Source organism: Pseudomonas sp. FW300-N2F2 (assembly GCF_017351655.1).
GTDB classification, from domain to species: domain Bacteria; phylum Pseudomonadota; class Gammaproteobacteria; order Pseudomonadales; family Pseudomonadaceae; genus Aquipseudomonas; species Aquipseudomonas fluorescens_AA.
In genome coordinates, this window is the sequence record NZ_JACNDQ010000002.1 from 99,290 (window position 1) to 116,165 (window position 16,876).

Annotated in this window: 9 protein-coding genes; 8 read left to right on the forward strand and 1 reads right to left on the reverse strand. The window is 60.2% G+C overall.

The genetic code is table 11. The features are described 5' to 3' along the window. Positions 1-24 precede the first annotated feature (24 nt). The 8 genes from cheR to J4E63_RS15130 all read left to right on the forward strand — a co-directional run bounded on the left by cheR (position 25) and on the right by J4E63_RS15130 (position 13,529). Complete coding sequence (gene cheR, locus J4E63_RS15095; protein ID WP_003204735.1) at positions 25-852, forward strand: protein-glutamate O-methyltransferase CheR; 828 nt, start codon at positions 25-27, stop codon at positions 850-852. 344 nt (positions 853-1,196) lie between these two features. Beyond that, positions 1,197-1,604 (forward strand): flagellar basal body rod protein FlgB, encoded by a 408-nt coding sequence (flgB, locus tag J4E63_RS15100; protein WP_060741037.1) that lies wholly within the window; start codon positions 1,197-1,199, stop codon positions 1,602-1,604. A 3-nt stretch (positions 1,605-1,607) separates the two neighbouring features. After that, complete coding sequence (flgC, locus tag J4E63_RS15105; protein WP_207282561.1) at positions 1,608-2,051, forward strand: flagellar basal body rod protein FlgC; 444 nt, start codon at positions 1,608-1,610, stop codon at positions 2,049-2,051. Between the two features lie 15 nt (positions 2,052-2,066). After that, the gene (gene flgD / locus J4E63_RS15110; protein ID WP_060741039.1) at positions 2,067-2,789 is read left to right on the forward strand and encodes a flagellar hook assembly protein FlgD; all 723 of its coding nucleotides are present in this window, start codon (positions 2,067-2,069) and stop codon (positions 2,787-2,789) included. A 28-nt stretch (positions 2,790-2,817) separates the two neighbouring features. After that, the gene (flgE, locus tag J4E63_RS15115) at positions 2,818-4,116 is read left to right on the forward strand and encodes a flagellar hook protein FlgE (protein ID WP_207282562.1); all 1,299 of its coding nucleotides are present in this window, start codon (positions 2,818-2,820) and stop codon (positions 4,114-4,116) included. Positions 4,117-4,324: 208 nt separating this feature from the next. Continuing rightward, positions 4,325-6,064: a type I secretion system permease/ATPase gene (locus J4E63_RS15120; RefSeq protein WP_207282563.1), complete on the forward strand. Its 1,740-nt coding sequence runs from the start codon at positions 4,325-4,327 to the stop codon at positions 6,062-6,064. After that, positions 6,064-7,374: an HlyD family type I secretion periplasmic adaptor subunit gene (locus J4E63_RS15125; RefSeq protein ID WP_207282564.1), complete on the forward strand. Its 1,311-nt coding sequence runs from the start codon at positions 6,064-6,066 to the stop codon at positions 7,372-7,374. The genes J4E63_RS15120 and J4E63_RS15125 overlap by 1 nt, the downstream gene beginning before the upstream one ends. Before the next feature lie 56 nt (positions 7,375-7,430). Further along, positions 7,431-13,529, forward strand: coding sequence for a calcium-binding protein (locus J4E63_RS15130; RefSeq protein WP_207282565.1), 6,099 nt, complete (start codon positions 7,431-7,433; stop codon positions 13,527-13,529). A 198-nt stretch (positions 13,530-13,727) separates the two neighbouring features. Here J4E63_RS15130 and J4E63_RS15135 read toward each other — a convergent pair whose 3' ends face one another. Further along, positions 13,728-16,619: a ribonucleoside-diphosphate reductase subunit alpha gene (locus J4E63_RS15135; protein ID WP_122569256.1), complete on the reverse strand. Its 2,892-nt coding sequence runs from the start codon at positions 16,617-16,619 to the stop codon at positions 13,728-13,730. Between the last annotated feature and the right edge of the window lie 257 nt (positions 16,620-16,876).

The window sequence follows — 16,876 nt, forward strand, 5'->3', positions numbered from 1 at the left end:
CAACACGATGAAAGAGGCGGTATCTTGTCTACGGGTAATTTGGATTTCGAACAGTTCCGGGTCTTCCTGGAAAAAGCCTGTGGCATCTTGCTTGGTGAAAACAAGCAATACCTGGTGTCGAGCCGTCTCAATAAATTGATGGAGCAACAGGGCCTCAAGTCATTGGGCGAGCTTGTGCAGCGTATCCAGACCCAACCGCGCAGCGGCTTGCGCGAGATGGTGGTGGACGCCATGACCACCAACGAAACCCTGTGGTTTCGTGACACCTATCCGTTCGAGGTGCTGAAGAACAAAGTGCTGCCGGCCGCCATCAAGGCCAGCCCGGGCCAGCGCCTGCGGATCTGGTCGGCGGCCTGTTCGTCGGGGCAGGAACCCTATTCGCTGTCGATGTCCATCGATGAGTTCGAGCGCTCCAACCTGGGCCAGTTGAAAGGCGGCGTGCAGATCGTCGCCACCGACCTGTCCGGGACGATGCTCAATAACTGCAAGACTGGCGAGTACGACAGCCTGGCCATCGGTCGTGGTTTGTCGCCGGATCGGCTGCAACGCTACTTCGACCCGAAAGGGCCGGGCAAGTGGGTGGTCAAGGCACCGATCAAGAGCCGGGTGGAGTTTCGCTCGTTCAATCTGCTGGACAGCTACGCCAGCCTGGGCAAGTTCGACATCGTGTTTTGCCGCAACGTGCTGATCTACTTCTCCGCCGAAGTGAAGAAAGACATCCTGCTGCGTATCCACAGCACCCTCAAGCCGGGCGGCTACCTGTTCCTTGGCGCCTCCGAGGCGTTGAACGGTTTGCCGGATCATTACCAGATGGTCCAGTGCAGCCCGGGGATCATCTACCAGGCGAAGTGATTCGCGGGTGTTGTCAAAAAACGGGAGCCCCAAGGGGCTCCTTTTTTTGCCTACCAGCCGGGACCATCTCCTGTGGGAGCGAGCTTGCTCGCGATAGCGGCGGCCCATCCAAAATCCATGTCACTGACAGACCGCTATCGCGAGCAAGCTCGATCCCACATTTTGACTCGCGTCGCCTGATGAAAGCGGCAGAAAAGCGGCAGCCAGCGGAAGCCGATTGCCGCTTTTCTGGCATTGCCGCTTTGCCGATGCCCGCAAAGCCCCGGTTTATGGGCTTTTTGAAAGTGGCACGCCGCTTGCTAAAGCCAACGTACGTACATTCTGGTCACCCAAAGGTTTCCGACATGAGCATCAGCTTCGATAAAGCGCTCGGTATCCACGAACAGGCCCTGAGCTTCCGCGCCCAGCGTGCCGAAGTCCTGGCCAACAACATCGCCAACGCCGACACCCCGAACTACAAGGCGCGGGACCTGGATTTTTCCAAGGTGCTCGCCGAGCAGAACGACAAGGCCAAGAACGGCCACTTCGCCTTGAACATGACCAACAACCGTCATATCGAAGCCGAAGGCCTGGGCAATGGCGACGAGTCGCTGATGTACCGCACGCCGATGCAACCGTCGATCGACCAGAACACCGTGGACGCTCAACTGGAACAGTCCAACTACGCGGAAAACTCCGTGAACTTCCAGGCCAGCTTCACCCTGCTCAACAGTAAGTTCAAAGGGCTGATATCGGCCCTGCGCGGAGAGTAAGCCATGTCGATTGCTAGCGTATTCAACATTGCCGGCAGTGCCATGAGTGCCCAGACCACTCGCCTGAACACCGTCGCCAGTAACATCGCCAACGCCGAGACCGTTTCGTCGAGCATCGACCAGACTTACCGCGCCCGCCATCCGGTGTTCGCCACCATGTTCCAGGGCGGCCAGTCCGGTGGCAGCGACTCGCTGTTCCAGGAGCAGGAAGCGGCCGGGCAGGGCGTACAGGTGCTTGGCGTGGTCGAAGACCAGAGCAACCTCGAAGCACGTTATGAGCCAAACCATCCGGCCGCGGACGCCAAGGGTTATGTCTACTACCCGAACGTCAACGTCGTCGAAGAAATGGCCGACATGATTTCCGCCAGTCGCTCGTTCCAGACCAACGCCGAAATGATGAACACCGCCAAAGCCATGATGCAGAAGGTCCTGACCCTCGGTCAGTGATAAGGGGCGAGTCACATGAGCGTTACCAACACTACAAGCGGTTTGAGCCTCAACGAGATTCTGGCCAACTCCTCGGTCAAGACCAACACCACGACCGATGGCCTGGGCGCGGCGACCAGCGCTGCCACCGGCAAGAAGGAGTTGGGCAAGGACGCGTTCCTGCAACTGCTCGTTACCCAGCTGAAAAACCAGAACCCGCTGGAGCCCCAGGACAACGGTGAGTTCGTTGCCCAGTTGGCACAGTTCAGCAGCCTGGAAGGCATCACCACCCTCAACGAGACGGTGAGCGGCATCGCCGGCAACTACAACTCGTCCCAGGCCCTGCAGGCCTCGTCGCTGGTGGGCCGCTCGGTCATTGCCCCAGGTGACAAGGCTGTGGTCGATACCTCCAAGAGCCTCAACGGTACGGTGGTGGTGCCGGCATCGGTGTCCTCCGTCGCCGTCAAGATCGTGGACAAGGACGGCAAGACCGTTCGCACCATCGACCTGGGCAGCCAGAACGCCGGCAACTCGGCCTTCATCTGGGATGGCAAGAACGATGCGGGCACGGTCGTTGAATCGGGCACTTACACCTTTGCCGCTTCGACCACCATCGACGGCAAGGCCACGTCGCTGATCACCAACCTGCCGGCCACGGTCAGTAGCGTGACCATCAGCCAGACGGGCGGCGAGCTGATGCTCAACCTGGCCGGGCTGGGCAGCATTGCCCTGTCCAAAGTACAAACTATTGGTATGTAGAGCCGACTAACCGGCAAAAGGAGTCAACATGTCTTTTAACATCGGCCTTAGCGGTCTCTATGCAGCCAACAAACAGCTGGACGTGACCGGCAACAACATCGCCAACGTGGCGACCACCGGTTTCAAATCGTCTCGCGCGGAATTCGAAGACGTCTACTCGGCCACCAAGCTGGGTTCGGGCAGCAAGACCGTCGGTAACGGCGTGCGGCTGGCCAACGTTTCCCAGCAGTTTGGCCAGGGTGACGTCAACAACACCGGCAACGTGCTGGACATGGGTATCCAGGGCCAGGGCTTCTTTGTCTTGAGCAACGACGGCTCCCTGAGCTACACCCGTGCCGGTACGTTCAAGACCGACAAGGAAGGTTTCATCACCAACAGTGACGGTACCTCGCGCCTGCAGGGTTATGGTGTGGACGCCAACGGCAAGATCCAGAACGGGATCCTGACCGACCTGCGCATCGACACCTCCAACCTGCCGCCGAATGCCACTAGCGTGGTTTCGTCGACGATCAACCTGAACTCGACAGCGACGGCGATCACTGCGGCGTTCAATCCGAACGACACCGCTACGTTCACCAAGCAGTTCACCACCCCGGTCTACGACACCCAGGGCAACCAGCATTCCATGGACCAGTACATGGTCAAGACTGCCGGCAACACCTGGAACGTCTATACCTTGATCGATGGTCGTAACCTGAACGGCACCTTGCCGACCACGACCGGTGCGACTGCGCCGATCCCTTCGACCATGAACTTCGATTTGAACGGCAAGTTGACCACGGTCACCACTCCGCCAGCGACGGTCAATAGTGATCTGGTACTGACCGGCTGGGTTCCCGGCACCGTGACCAACGGCGTATGGGCCGCCAACGGCGCCGCGAGTGCGCCAACCATCACGATTTCCATGGGCAATACCACCCAATTCAACGCCGACACCGCCCGCTCGATTCCAGCCCAGAACGGCTACGCCACCGGCCAGATTACCAACCTGACCATCGACGGCAGCGGTGTGTTGCTGGCCAACTTCAGCAACAACCAGACCAAGCCGATCGGCCAGCTCGCGCTCGCCAGTTTTACCAACGAGCAAGGTCTGCAGCCGGTAGGCGGCACCAGCTGGAAAGAAACCTTCGCGTCGGGCATCCCGGGCTACGATGCCCCGGAAACCGGTACCCTGGGTTCGATCGTCTCCAACTCCCTGGAAGAGTCCAACGTCAACCTGACCAACGAACTGGTCGAGCTGATCAAGGCCCAGAGCAACTACCAGGCGAACGCCAAGACCATCTCCACCCAGAGCACCATCATGCAGACCATCATTCAGATGGCCTGATAGCGGGCTGTTGCAAAAAAACCGACGTCTTGGGCGTCGGTTTTTTTATGGGTGAGTTTTGAACGGATGACCGTTTGTCGGGTAGCTGGTGCGGAATTTGCACTTCAGTCCAAATCGCTCAAAGAGCGTCAAGTTTCCATACGACTGTCATCAAGCCTGTATTGACTGACGACAGGGATGTCACGAAGAACCAAGGGACGGATACCAGTTGAAACCTCATAACGCGGTCAGTGCGCCTGTCGTCGCGCCTTCATTGAAATCGCTACTGCGTCGAGGGCTGCTCGGCGCAGCCCTGTTTTCCGGTGTGATCAATATTCTGGCGCTGATCGGCCCGGTGTTCATGTTGGAAGTGTATGACCGGGTGATTCCCAGCCAGAGCGTGCCGACATTGGTGGCGCTGGGCTTGCTGGCGCTGGGGGTCTATGCGCTTTCGGGCCTGCTGGATGTCATTCGTTCCCGGGTCATGGTGCGAATCGCTTCTTCGCTGGATCTGGCGCTGTCCACCAAGGTCTTCAATGTGATTGCCGGTGCGTCGCTGAAAACGCCCATTACAGGCGATGCCCTGAAACCGGCCCAGGAACTGGACCAGATCCGGAACTTCATAGGCGGTCCGGGGCTGGTGGCATTTTTCGATTTGCCCTGGATGCCGGTTTACCTCGCGGTCTGCTTTTACATTCACCCGTTGTTCGGTCTTTTGGCCGCCGGCCTGATGGTCATCCTCATCGCGCTGACCGTGACCACTGACCGGCAAACCCGCAAATTGATGCAGGCGTCAGCCGAGGCGTTGAACAAGCGCAATCATCTGGGCCAGCAAGCCCACCAGAACGCCGAAGCCCTCAAGGCCATGGGCATGTTGGCTAACACGTCGAACATCTGGCAGAAGAATCACAGCACCTTCATCACCCTGCAACGACGCTCGATCGACATCGGCGGCTTTTACGGTGGCATTTCCAAAACCCTGCGCCAGATCGTTCAATCGGCCGCCCTGGCCCTGGGCGCATGGCTGGTGATCAAAGGCGACTTGAGCGGCGGCACGATGATTGCGGCCTCGATTATTGTGGCGCGAACCCTGGCACCGGCGGAGCAGGTCATTGCCACCTGGCGTAGCCTGTTGGGTGCCCAGATCGCCTGGAAGAAGCTGCTGGAAGTGTTCTCTCTGTTCCCGGATGCCCAGAGCAAGACCGAGCTGCCCGCTGCCCATCGCCACTTGCAGGTGGAAAGTGTTTTTGCCGCGCCGCCCGGCGTGCAGCGCCTGACTTTGCAAAATATCAACTTCATGGTCGCCGCAGGCACCGCTGTCGGTGTGGTGGGGCCGAGTGCATCGGGCAAGTCGTCATTGGCGCGTGTGTTGGTCAACGCGTGGGCGCCGGCACGGGGGCATGTCCGGCTCGATGGGGCGCCGTTGGACCTGCTGGCAGAGCAGGCTCGAGGCAAGTTGATCGGTTATCTGCCGCAAAGCGTTGGCCTGTTTACCGGAACCGTCGCCCAGAACATCGCACGATTGGACTCTTCGGCACAGGACAGTGCCATTGTCAGCGCCGCGCAATTGGCTGGCGTCCATGAGCTGATTCTGCAACTACCCCAGGGTTACGAAACCCAAGTGGGCGAGGGCGGGGTCAACCTTTCGGCGGGGCAACGGCAGCGGGTGGCATTGGCCAGGGCGCTGTTTGGTGATCCGTTCCTGGTGGTGCTGGACGAGCCGAATTCAAACCTCGACGCCGACGGCGAGCAAGCGCTGGCCAAAGCGATCCTGGCGCTCAAGGCTCGCGGCGCAATCGTGGTGGTGATTGCCCATCGCACCAGCATTTTGGCGGTGATCGATCAGGTACTGATTCTCGAGAACGGTGTGCAGGCGGCTTTCGGCCCCAGGGATGTCGTCCTTAAACGACCGCCTGCAGCGGCCTCCCGTCCCTCCAGTAATGTCGTGGAATTGGGAGTGTCCAACTGATGCACACCGATCAAGAAGCCAGCCTGACCCATTCCTTGTCCCGTCATTTGCGTTGGGGGAGCCTCTCGTTGGTGGTGCTGCTCGGCGGCAGCCTGACGTGGGCGTTGTGCACCCAACTGTCCGGCGCTGTCGTCGCCACTGGCGTGGTGGCCGTGGAGGGTAGCGTCAAGACCATCCAGCATCCCACTGGCGGCGTGGTAGCCGAGTTGCTGATCAAGGAAGGGCAGACCGTTGCGGCGGGAGATGTGTTGCTGCGCCTGGACGCAACCTTGCCGGCCGCCAGCCAAGCCATCGTGAGTAAATCCTTGAATCAGGCCTGGGCCCGTCTGACTCGCCTGGAGGCCGAGCGGGACAACGCCAGCGAAGTCCCGCTGCCCAAAGAATTGCTGACTCGCATGAATGTGGATGAGGCCAAGGCTGTGATGGCCATCGAGCAGCAATTGTTTTTCGACCGACGCGCCTCCCGAGACGGCCAGAAGAAGCAACTGCGCGAACGCATCCAGCAACTCAATGAAACCATTGCCGGCCACGACATCCAGCAGAAAACCAAGCAAGAAGAAATCGAGCTGATCGACAGCGAATACCAGGCCGTCAAGAAACTGTTCGACAAAGGCATGATGACCCTCGACCGGGTCAATGCCTTGGCCCGGGGGATTGCCCGCTTGCGCGGAGAACGGGGCCAGCTCATGGCATCGATTGCCGAGGCGCGGGGCAAGATCGCCGAAACCGAGTTGCAACGACTCCAGGTTGACCAGACGTTCCGCAGTGAAGTGTCCCAGGAACTGCGGGATCTGCTGGCCCGGCAAGGTGAACTGATCGAGCGGGAAATCACTGCCAGCGACCAGCTTAAACGCATCGACATCACCTCACCTATTGCCGGACGCGTGCAGCAATTGGCAGTGCACACAATCGGAGGTGTCATCTCACCGGCCGAGGGGCTCATGCAGATCGTACCCGCCGACGATGAACTGCTGGTGGAGGCGAAAATCAGTGCCCAGGACATTGACCAGCTAACGGTCGGGCAATCCGCGACCTTGCGCTTGAGCGCGTTCAACCGCAGCACTACACCCGAACTGACCGGCACCGTGGTGCGGTTGTCAGCGGATCTGATTCAGGATGAACGTACCGGAATAGGGTTTTATCGGGCGGGTATCAAGATTCCTCAAAGCGAATTGGCAAAGCTGCAAGGGCTTGCCCTGGTTCCGGGAATGCCCGTGGAGTCGATGATCCAGACCGGCTCCAGGAACGTCATGTCCTATTTGCTTAAACCGATCAGCGACCACGCCCAGCGGGCCTTCCGGGAAGGATGAGGCTTTGCTGTTCCACTGACGCACAACCGATTCATCAACAGGGCAAGGAAGAAAAAATGGCAGTGATTAATGGGACATCGGGTGCGGACACGCTGGTAGGGACCACGAGTGCGGATCAGCTGTATGGGTTGGAAGGGAATGACTCGCTGAGTGGCGGAGATGGCAATGATTGGCTGGAGGGTGGCGCCGGTGCGGACACCCTCAACGGTGGGACAGGTATTGATACGGCGTCCTACGCGAATTCGACCGCTGGGGTGACAGTCAGCCTGATCACGGGGACTGGCCTGGGCGGGGACGCTCAGGGCGATACTTTGACGGCTATAGAAGCCGTGGTGGGCTCGTCCTTCAACGACACGCTGACCGCCCAGACCAGTGGGCATTCCCTTCAGGGTGGGGCTGGTGATGATGTGTATATCGTCGGCGGAACGGGCGTGACAGTCTCCGAGTTGGTTGACGGAGGCAACGATGAAGTACGCACGACGCTGGGCGACCTGACGTTGGCAGCCAACGTTGAGCGCCTGACCTACACCGGTGCGGGCAACTTCGTCGGTCGTGGCAACGCCTCGGACAACATCATCACCGGCGGCGCCGGTAACGATGTGCTGATCGGCGGCAATGGCGCGGACCAATTGATTGGCGGTGCCGGTGTGGACATCGTCAGTTACGAGGACGCCAGCAGCGTCACCCTGAATCTGAAGACCGGCGTACATACGGGCTTCGCCGCGGGCGATACATTCAGTGGCATCGAGACCTTCCGTGGCTCGACCGCCGGCGACACGTTCTACGCCAGTGCCGCAGCCGATAACCTGGATGGTTACACGGGCACCGACATGCTCTCTTATTCGCAGTCGGAGCAGGGCGTCAACATCACGATGACGTCCGCCACGGCGGGGACGGGGCTGGGCGGCGACGCCCAAGGGGACACCTTCAGTGCCTTCGAGAGAATTACCGGTTCGAACTTTGACGATGTGTTCACCACCGCCCTGGGCACTACCGAGTTCTATGGTGGTGCGGGTAACGATGTTTACGTCATCAACGGCACGGCCAGCCAGCTCGTGCGGGAGTTTGCCGGTGGTGGTGACGACGAAGTTCGCACCAATCAGGCCAGTGTGACCCTGGCCACAGAGGTCGAGCGCCTGACCTTCACCGGCACGGGTAGTTTCCGTGGCGTCGGTAACGCCTCGGACAACATCATCACCGGCGGTGCGGGTAACGATACCTTGATCGGTGGTGCGGGCGCGGACCAATTGATTGGCGGTGCCGGTGTGGACATCGTCAGTTACGAGGACGCCAGCAGCGTCACCCTGAATCTGAAGACCGGCGTACATACGGGCTTCGCCGCGGGCGATACATTCAGCGACATCGAAACCTTCCGGGGTTCGACCGCTGGCGACACGTTCTACGCCAGTGCCGCAGCCGATAGCCTGGATGGCTACACCGGTACCGACATGCTTTCCTACTCGCAGTCGGAACAAAGCGTCAACATCACCATGACGTCCGCCACGGCGGGCACTGGGCTGGGCGGCGACGCCCAAGGCGACACCTTCACGGCCTTCGAGAGAATTACCGGCTCGAACTTTGACGATGTGTTCACCACCGCCCTGGGCACCACCGAATTCTATGGCGGTGCGGGTAACGACGTGTACGTCATCAACGGCACGGCCAGCCAGCTCGTGCGGGAGTTTGCCGATGGCGGTGACGACGAAGTTCGCACCAATCAGGCCAGTGTGACCCTGGCCACAGAGGTCGAGCGCCTGACCTTCACCGGCACGGGTAGTTTCCGTGGCGTCGGTAACGCCTCGGACAACATCATCACCGGCGGCGCCGGTAACGATGTGCTGATCGGCGGCAATGGTGCGGACCAATTGATTGGCGGTGCCGGTGTGGACATCGTCAGTTACGAGGACGCCAGCAGCGTCACCCTGAATCTGAAGACCGGCGTACATACGGGCTTCGCCGCGGGCGATACATTCAGTGGCATCGAGACCTTCCGTGGCTCGACCGCCGGCGACACGTTCTACGCCAGTGCCGCAGCCGATAACCTGGATGGTTACACGGGCACCGACATGCTCTCTTATTCGCAGTCGGAGCAGGGCGTCAACATCACGATGACGTCCGCCACGGCGGGGACGGGGCTGGGCGGCGACGCCCAAGGGGACACCTTCAGTGCCTTCGAGAGAATTACCGGTTCGAACTTTGACGATGTGTTCACCACCGCCCTGGGCACTACCGAGTTCTATGGTGGTGCGGGTAACGATGTTTACGTCATCAACGGCACGGCCAGCCAGCTCGTGCGGGAGTTTGCCGGTGGTGGTGACGACGAAGTTCGCACCAATCAGGCCAGTGTGACCCTGGCCACAGAGGTCGAGCGCCTGACCTTCACCGGCACGGGTAGTTTCCGTGGCGTCGGTAACGCCTCGGACAACATCATCACCGGCGGTGCGGGTAACGATACCTTGATCGGTGGTGCGGGCGCGGACCAATTGATTGGCGGTGCCGGTGTGGACATCGTCAGTTACGAGGACGCCAGCAGCGTCACCCTGAATCTGAAGACCGGCGTACATACGGGCTTCGCCGCGGGCGATACATTCAGCGACATCGAAACCTTCCGGGGTTCGACCGCTGGCGACACGTTCTACGCCAGTGCCGCAGCCGATAGCCTGGATGGCTACACCGGTACCGACATGCTTTCCTACTCGCAGTCGGAACAAAGCGTCAACATCACCATGACGTCCGCCACGGCGGGCACTGGGCTGGGCGGCGACGCCCAAGGCGACACCTTCACGGCCTTCGAGAGAATTACCGGCTCGAACTTTGACGATGTGTTCACCACCGCCCTGGGCACCACCGAATTCTATGGCGGTGCGGGTAACGACGTGTACGTCATCAACGGCACGGCCAGCCAGCTCGTGCGGGAGTTTGCCGATGGCGGTGACGACGAAGTTCGCACCAATCAGGCCAGTGTGACCCTGGCCACAGAGGTCGAGCGCCTGACCTTCACCGGCACGGGTAGTTTCCGTGGCGTCGGTAACGCCTCGGACAACATCATCACCGGCGGCGCCGGTAACGATGTGCTGATCGGCGGCAATGGTGCGGACCAATTGATTGGCGGTGCCGGTGTGGACATCGTCAGTTACGAGGACGCCAGCAGCGTCACCCTGAACCTGAAGACCGGCGTACATACCGGCTTCGCCGCGGGCGATACATTCAGTGGCATCGAGACCTTCCGTGGCTCGACCGCTGGCGACACGTTCTACGCCAGTGCCGCAGCCGATAACCTGGATGGTTACACGGGCACCGACATGCTCTCTTATTCGCAGTCGGAGCAGGGCGTCAACATCACCATGACGTCCGCCACGGCGGGGACGGGGCTGGGCGGCGACGCCCAAGGGGACACCTTCAGTGCCTTCGAGAGAATTACCGGTTCGAACTTTGACGATGTGTTCACCACTGCCCTGGGCACCACCGAATTCTATGGCGGTAATGGTAACGACGTGTACGTCATCAACGGCACGGCCAGCCAGCTCGTGCGGGAGTTTGCCGATGGCGGTGATGACGAAGTTCGCACCAATCAGGCCAGTGTGACCCTGGCCACAGAGGTCGAGCGCCTGACTTTCACCGGTACAGGTAATTTCCGCGGTAATGGCAACGCCTCGGACAACATCATCACCGCCGGCGCCGGTAACGATATTTTGATCGGCGGCAATGGCGCGGACCAGTTGATTGGCGGTGATGGCATTGATATCGCCAGTTACGAGGACTCGGGTGGCGTCACTCTGAACCTGAAAACCGGTGTGCACACCGGGTTTGCGGCGGGCGATACATTCGACGGCATCGAAACCTACCGGGGCTCGACAATCAACGACACCTTCTACGCCAGTGCCGCAGCCGACAGCCTGGATGGCTACACCGGTACCGACATGCTCTCTTATTCGCAGTCGGAACAAAGCGTCAACATCACCATGACGTCCGCCACAGCGGGGACTGGGCTGGGTGGCGACGCCCAGGGCGACACCTTCACTGGCTTCGAGAGAATTACCGGTTCGAACTACGACGACGTATTCACCACGGCTGTGGGCACTAACGAGTTTTATGGTGGTGCGGGTAACGACGTGTACGTCATCAACGGTACGGCCAGCCAGTTCGTACGGGAGTTTGCCGGTGGCGGTGACGATGAGGTGCGCAGCAATCAGGCCAGCGTGACCCTGGCCACGGAGGTTGAACGCCTGACCTTTACCGGCACGGATAACTTCCGTGGCGTTGGCAACGCCTCGGACAACATCATTACCGCCGGCGCGGGTAACGATATTTTGATCGGCGGCAATGGTGCGGACCAATTGATTGGCGGTGCCGGCATCGACACCGTCAGTTACGAGGATGCGAGCAGCGTCACCCTGAACCTGAAAACCGGCGTGCATACCGGGTTTGCAGCGGGCGATACATTCAGCGGCATCGAGACGTTCCGAGGCTCGGCAATCGACGATACGTTTTACGCCAGTGCCGATGCTGACAGCCTGGATGGTTACTCAGGTACCGACATGCTTTCTTATTCGCAGTCGGAACAGGGCATCAATATCACCATGACGTCTGCCACCGCGGGGACGGGGTCGGGCGGCGATGCTCAAGGCGACACCTTCACTGCCTTCGAGAGAATTACCGGCTCGAACTATGATGATGTGTTCACTACTGCACTGGGCACTACCGAGTTCTACGGCGGTAACGGCAACGACGTGTACATCATCAACGGCACGGCCAGCCAGTTCGTACGGGAGTTCGCCGGTGGCGGTGACGATGAGGTGCGCACCAATCAGGTCAACGTGACCCTGACTTCGGAGGTCGAGCGCCTGACCTTCACTGGCACGGGTAATTTCATCGGTCGCGGCAACGCCTCGGACAACGTCATCATCGGCGGTGCGGGTAACGATACCCTGTTCGGTGGCGCTGGTGCGGACCAACTCATCGGCGGCGCGGGCACCGATACAGTCAGCTACGCTGACAGCGGTGCGAGTGTCACCATCAACACCCAAACGGGTATCCATACCGGCATCGCGGCAGGTGATACCTACAGCAGCATCGAAGCGATTACGGGCTCCAATTACAGTGACGTATTTGTCGGTGATGCAGGGGCCAACATCTTCAACGGCGGCACCGGCCTGGACTTGTTGAGCTTTACCAGTGAGAGCTCGGGTATCACGCTGGACCTGAGTGCGCCTCTGGTGACGGGTGTCGCGGCCGGCGATAGCTACACCTCCATCGAGATTTTCCAGGGAACTGCACAGGCCGATGCCTTCACCGGCAGTACGGGAGCTGCGGAAAACTTCATCGGGGGGGCGGGTGCTGACAGGCTCAATGGCTTGGGCCGTGGCGACGGTGCCTGGTATCTGACCAGCAACGATGCGGTACAGGTCGATCTGTTGGCGGGAACCGCGTCGGGAGGTGATGCGCAAGGCGACGTGCTGGCCAATATCGATAATCTGATCGGCTCGCAATTCAACGACACCCTGACGGGCAATGCCTACTCGAACAAGCTGGAAGGTGGGGCGGGTAACGACTTGCTTTACGGCGGCGATGGCGATGACTTTATCTATGGCGGTACCGTCACGGATATCAGCACCCTTGCATTGACGCCTTCCTCGGGCGCCCAGGCCGATACGCTGTATGGCGGCAATGGCAATGACACCATGATGAGCAGCGGCAACGATGCGGGCAGCGTGCTTTACGGCGAGGCCGGCAGCGATACGTTGACGGTCTCCTCCGGCATTGCTTATGGCGGCGATGGCAACGACATCCTGACGGGAACCGGTTACGCCTATGAGCTTCATGGTGGCGCGGGTTTCGATACCTTCAATATGAATGCGTCTGGCGATGCCTATGGTGGGGAAGGTGGTGACGCCTACATAGTCAACTCCAAGAGCATGGTCGCCATTGAGGACACCGGGACAACCGGTGTCGACACTGTCAGGTTGAAAAATATCCAGAGTGTCAACGACGTGCAGGTGATCAAAACCGATGCGGGCGCCTACATCTTCAACGTGGCCGATTACCAGAGCGGAAACCTGGACTCCGGTGTTTTCCTGAAGGACTGGTACGCAGGAAGCAATACCATCGAGACGTTCTTCACCAACAACGGTGACTCTTTCACCCTTCCGGTCTAAGCGTCACCTGGCCACCGCGGCATCCGTCGATTTTCGGCGGATGTTGCGGTGAGATGAGACACCAACGGCAAAGCCCGCAATCAGGCCTTGCCGTTTTTTTTACCCGGCTTTTCTCCACACAAAAGAAAACCCCCGATAAACCAGCGGTCTATCGGGGGCTTCTTTCAGCAGGCGCCTTTACGCGCCCACCCGCTCAGCTTATTGGCAAGCTTCGCAATCCGGCTCGTCGATCGCGCAGGCCTTTGGCACTGGCGCAGGTCCTGCTGGCGCTGCCAGGACCGAATCGTCACCGTGGTTGCCGCCGCTGGAAACAGCGTTCAGCTTGCCGGTGTTGATGGTCGACTTCTCGGTGCTGGTGGCGGCCAGGGCACGGAGGTAGTAAGTGGTTTTCAGGCCACGGTACCAAGCCATGCGGTAGGTCACGTCCAGCTTCTTGCCCGAAGCGCCGGCGATGTACAGGTTCAGCGACTGAGCCTGGTCGATCCACTTCTGGCGACGGCTGGCGGCGTCGACGATCCACTTGGTGTCCACTTCGAACGCGGTAGCGTAGAGCTCCTTGAGCTCTTGCGGGATGCGCTCGATCTGCTGCACCGAACCGTCGTAGTACTTCAGGTCGTTGATCATGACCGAGTCCCACAGGCCGCGAGCCTTGAGGTCGCGAACCAGGTACGGGTTGATCACGGTGAATTCGCCCGACAGGTTCGATTTCACATACAGGTTCTGGTAGGTCGGTTCGATCGACTGCGACACGCCGGTGATGTTGGCGATGGTGGCGGTCGGTGCGATGGCCATGATGTTGGAGTTACGGATGCCTTTCTGCACACGGGCGCGAACCGGTGCCCAGTCCAGGGATTCGTTCAGGTCGACGTCGATGTACTTCTGGCCGCGCTGGGCGATCAGGATCTGTTGCGAGTCCAGCGGCAGGATGCCCTGGGACCACAGCGAACCCTGGAACGTCTCGTAGGCGCCACGCTCGTCGGCCAGGTCGCAGGAAGCCTGGATCGCGTAGTAGCTGACCGCTTCCATGGACTTGTCGGCGAACTCGACCGCGGCATCGGAACCGTACGGGATGTGCTGCAGGTACAGCGCGTCCTGGAAGCCCATGATGCCCAGGCCGACCGGACGGTGCTTGAAGTTGGAGTTCTTCGCTTGCGGCACCGAGTAGTAGTTGATGTCGATCACGTTGTCGAGCATGCGCACGGCGGTGTTCACGGTGCGTTGCAGCTTGGCGGTGTCCAGCTTGCCGTCGACGATGTGGTTCGGCAGGTTGATCGAGCCCAGGTTGCAGACCGCGATCTCGTCCTTGTTGGTGTTCAGGGTGATCTCGGTGCACAGGTTCGAGCTGTGGACCACGCCCACGTGCTGCTGCGGGCTGCGCAGGTTGCACGGGTCCTTGAAGGTCAGCCATGGGTGACCGGTTTCGAACAGCATCGAAAGCATCTTGCGCCACAGGTCTTTGGCCTGGACGACTTTGAACAGCTTGATCTTGTTGTACTCGGTCAGGGCTTCGTAGTACTCGTAGCGCTCTTCGAAGGCCTTGCCGGTCAGGTCGTGCAGGTCCGGCACTTCGGATGGCGAGAACAGGGTCCACTTGCCGTCATCGAAGACACGCTTCATGAACAGGTCGGGGATCCAGTTGGCGGTGTTCATGTCGTGGGTACGACGACGGTCATCACCGGTGTTCTTGCGCAGCTCGATGAACTCTTCGATGTCCATGTGCCAGGTTTCCAGGTAGGCACAGACCGCGCCCTTGCGCTTGCCGCCCTGGTTGACCGCAACGGCGGTGTCGTTGACCACTTTGAGGAACGGCACGACGCCCTGGGATTTGCCGTTGGTGCCCTTGATGTACGAGCCCAATGCGCGAACCGGGGTCCAGTCGTTGCCCAGGCCACCGGCGAATTTCGACAGCATGGCGTTGTCGTGGATCGCGCCGTAGATGCCCGACAGGTCGTCCGGGACGGTGGTCAGGTAGCAGCTCGACAGCTGTGGACGCAGGGTGCCGGCGTTGAACAGGGTCGGGGTCGACGCCATGTAGTCGAAGGACGACAACAGGTTGTAGAACTCGATCGCACGGTCTTCGCGCTGCTTCTCTTCGATTGCCAGGCCCATGGCCACACGCATGAAGAAGATCTGCGGCAGTTCGAAACGGATACCGTCCTTGTGGATGAAGTAACGGTCGTACAGGGTTTGCAGGCCCAGGTAGGTGAACTGCTGGTCACGCTCGTGGTTGATCGCCTTGCCGAGTTTTTCCAGGTCGAATTCGGCCAGGACCGGGTTCAGCAATTCGAACTCGATACCCTTGGCGACATAAGCGGGCAACGCCTTGGCGTACAGGTCGACCATTTCGTGGTGGGTCGCGCTCTCGGCGACTTCCAGGAAGCTCAGGCCTTCGGCACGCAGGGTGTCCATCAGCAGGCGGGCGGTCACGAAGGAGTAGTTCGGCTCGCGTTCCACCAGGGTCCGGGCGGTCATCACCAGCGCGGTGTTGACGTCCTTGAGGGCGACGCCGTCATAGAGGTTCTTCAGGGTTTCGCGCTGGATCAGGTCGCCATCGACTTCTTCCAGGCCTTCGCAGGCCTCGGTGACGATGGTGTTCAGGCGGCCCATGTCCAGCGGCGCCAGGCTGCCGTCGGCGCGTGCGATGCGGATCGACGGGTGGGCCTGGACCGGAGCGTCGGCCGGGGAGCGGGTGGCACGTTCCTTGGCGCGGGAGTCACGGTAGATCACGTAGTCGCGGGCCACTTTCTGCTCGCCGGCACGCATCAGGGCCAGTTCGACCTGGTCCTGGATTTCTTCGATGTGGATGGTGCCGCCCGAAGGCATGCGACGCTTGAAGGTCGCGGTGACCTGTTCGGTCAGGCGGGCCACGGTGTCGTGGATTCGCGACGAAGCGGCAGCGGTGCCGCCTTCAACTGCGAGAAACGCTTTGGTGATGGCGACGGTGATCTTGTCATCGGTGTAAGGAACGACAGTGCCGTTACGCTTGATCACACGCAGTTGGCCCGGCGCGGTGGCGGACAGATCCGGGCTCGAATCGGCGGCCAGCGGCGCGGTGCCCTGCGGGTTCTCGCGAGTTGTGTCGGTGTGCATGGGTGTCTCCACGTTCTCTATGTTTGTTTGGGCACCATCACGGTGCCCACCGTTCCGTCCTGAAGCACTACAACCGACTGGCGTCGGGCATAACAACTTCGGGACAGTAGGAAGCAGGCGTTTAATGCCGCTTCCATCCGAAGTTCTCAGGTTGCGAGCGAGGCTCGAAACCGGGTTGTCGGGGTGGCAGCAATTGACTGCAACACCCGTACCGTTTCGGTCGTTTTCGACCTGGAAACAGCTGCCATCCGCAGGGG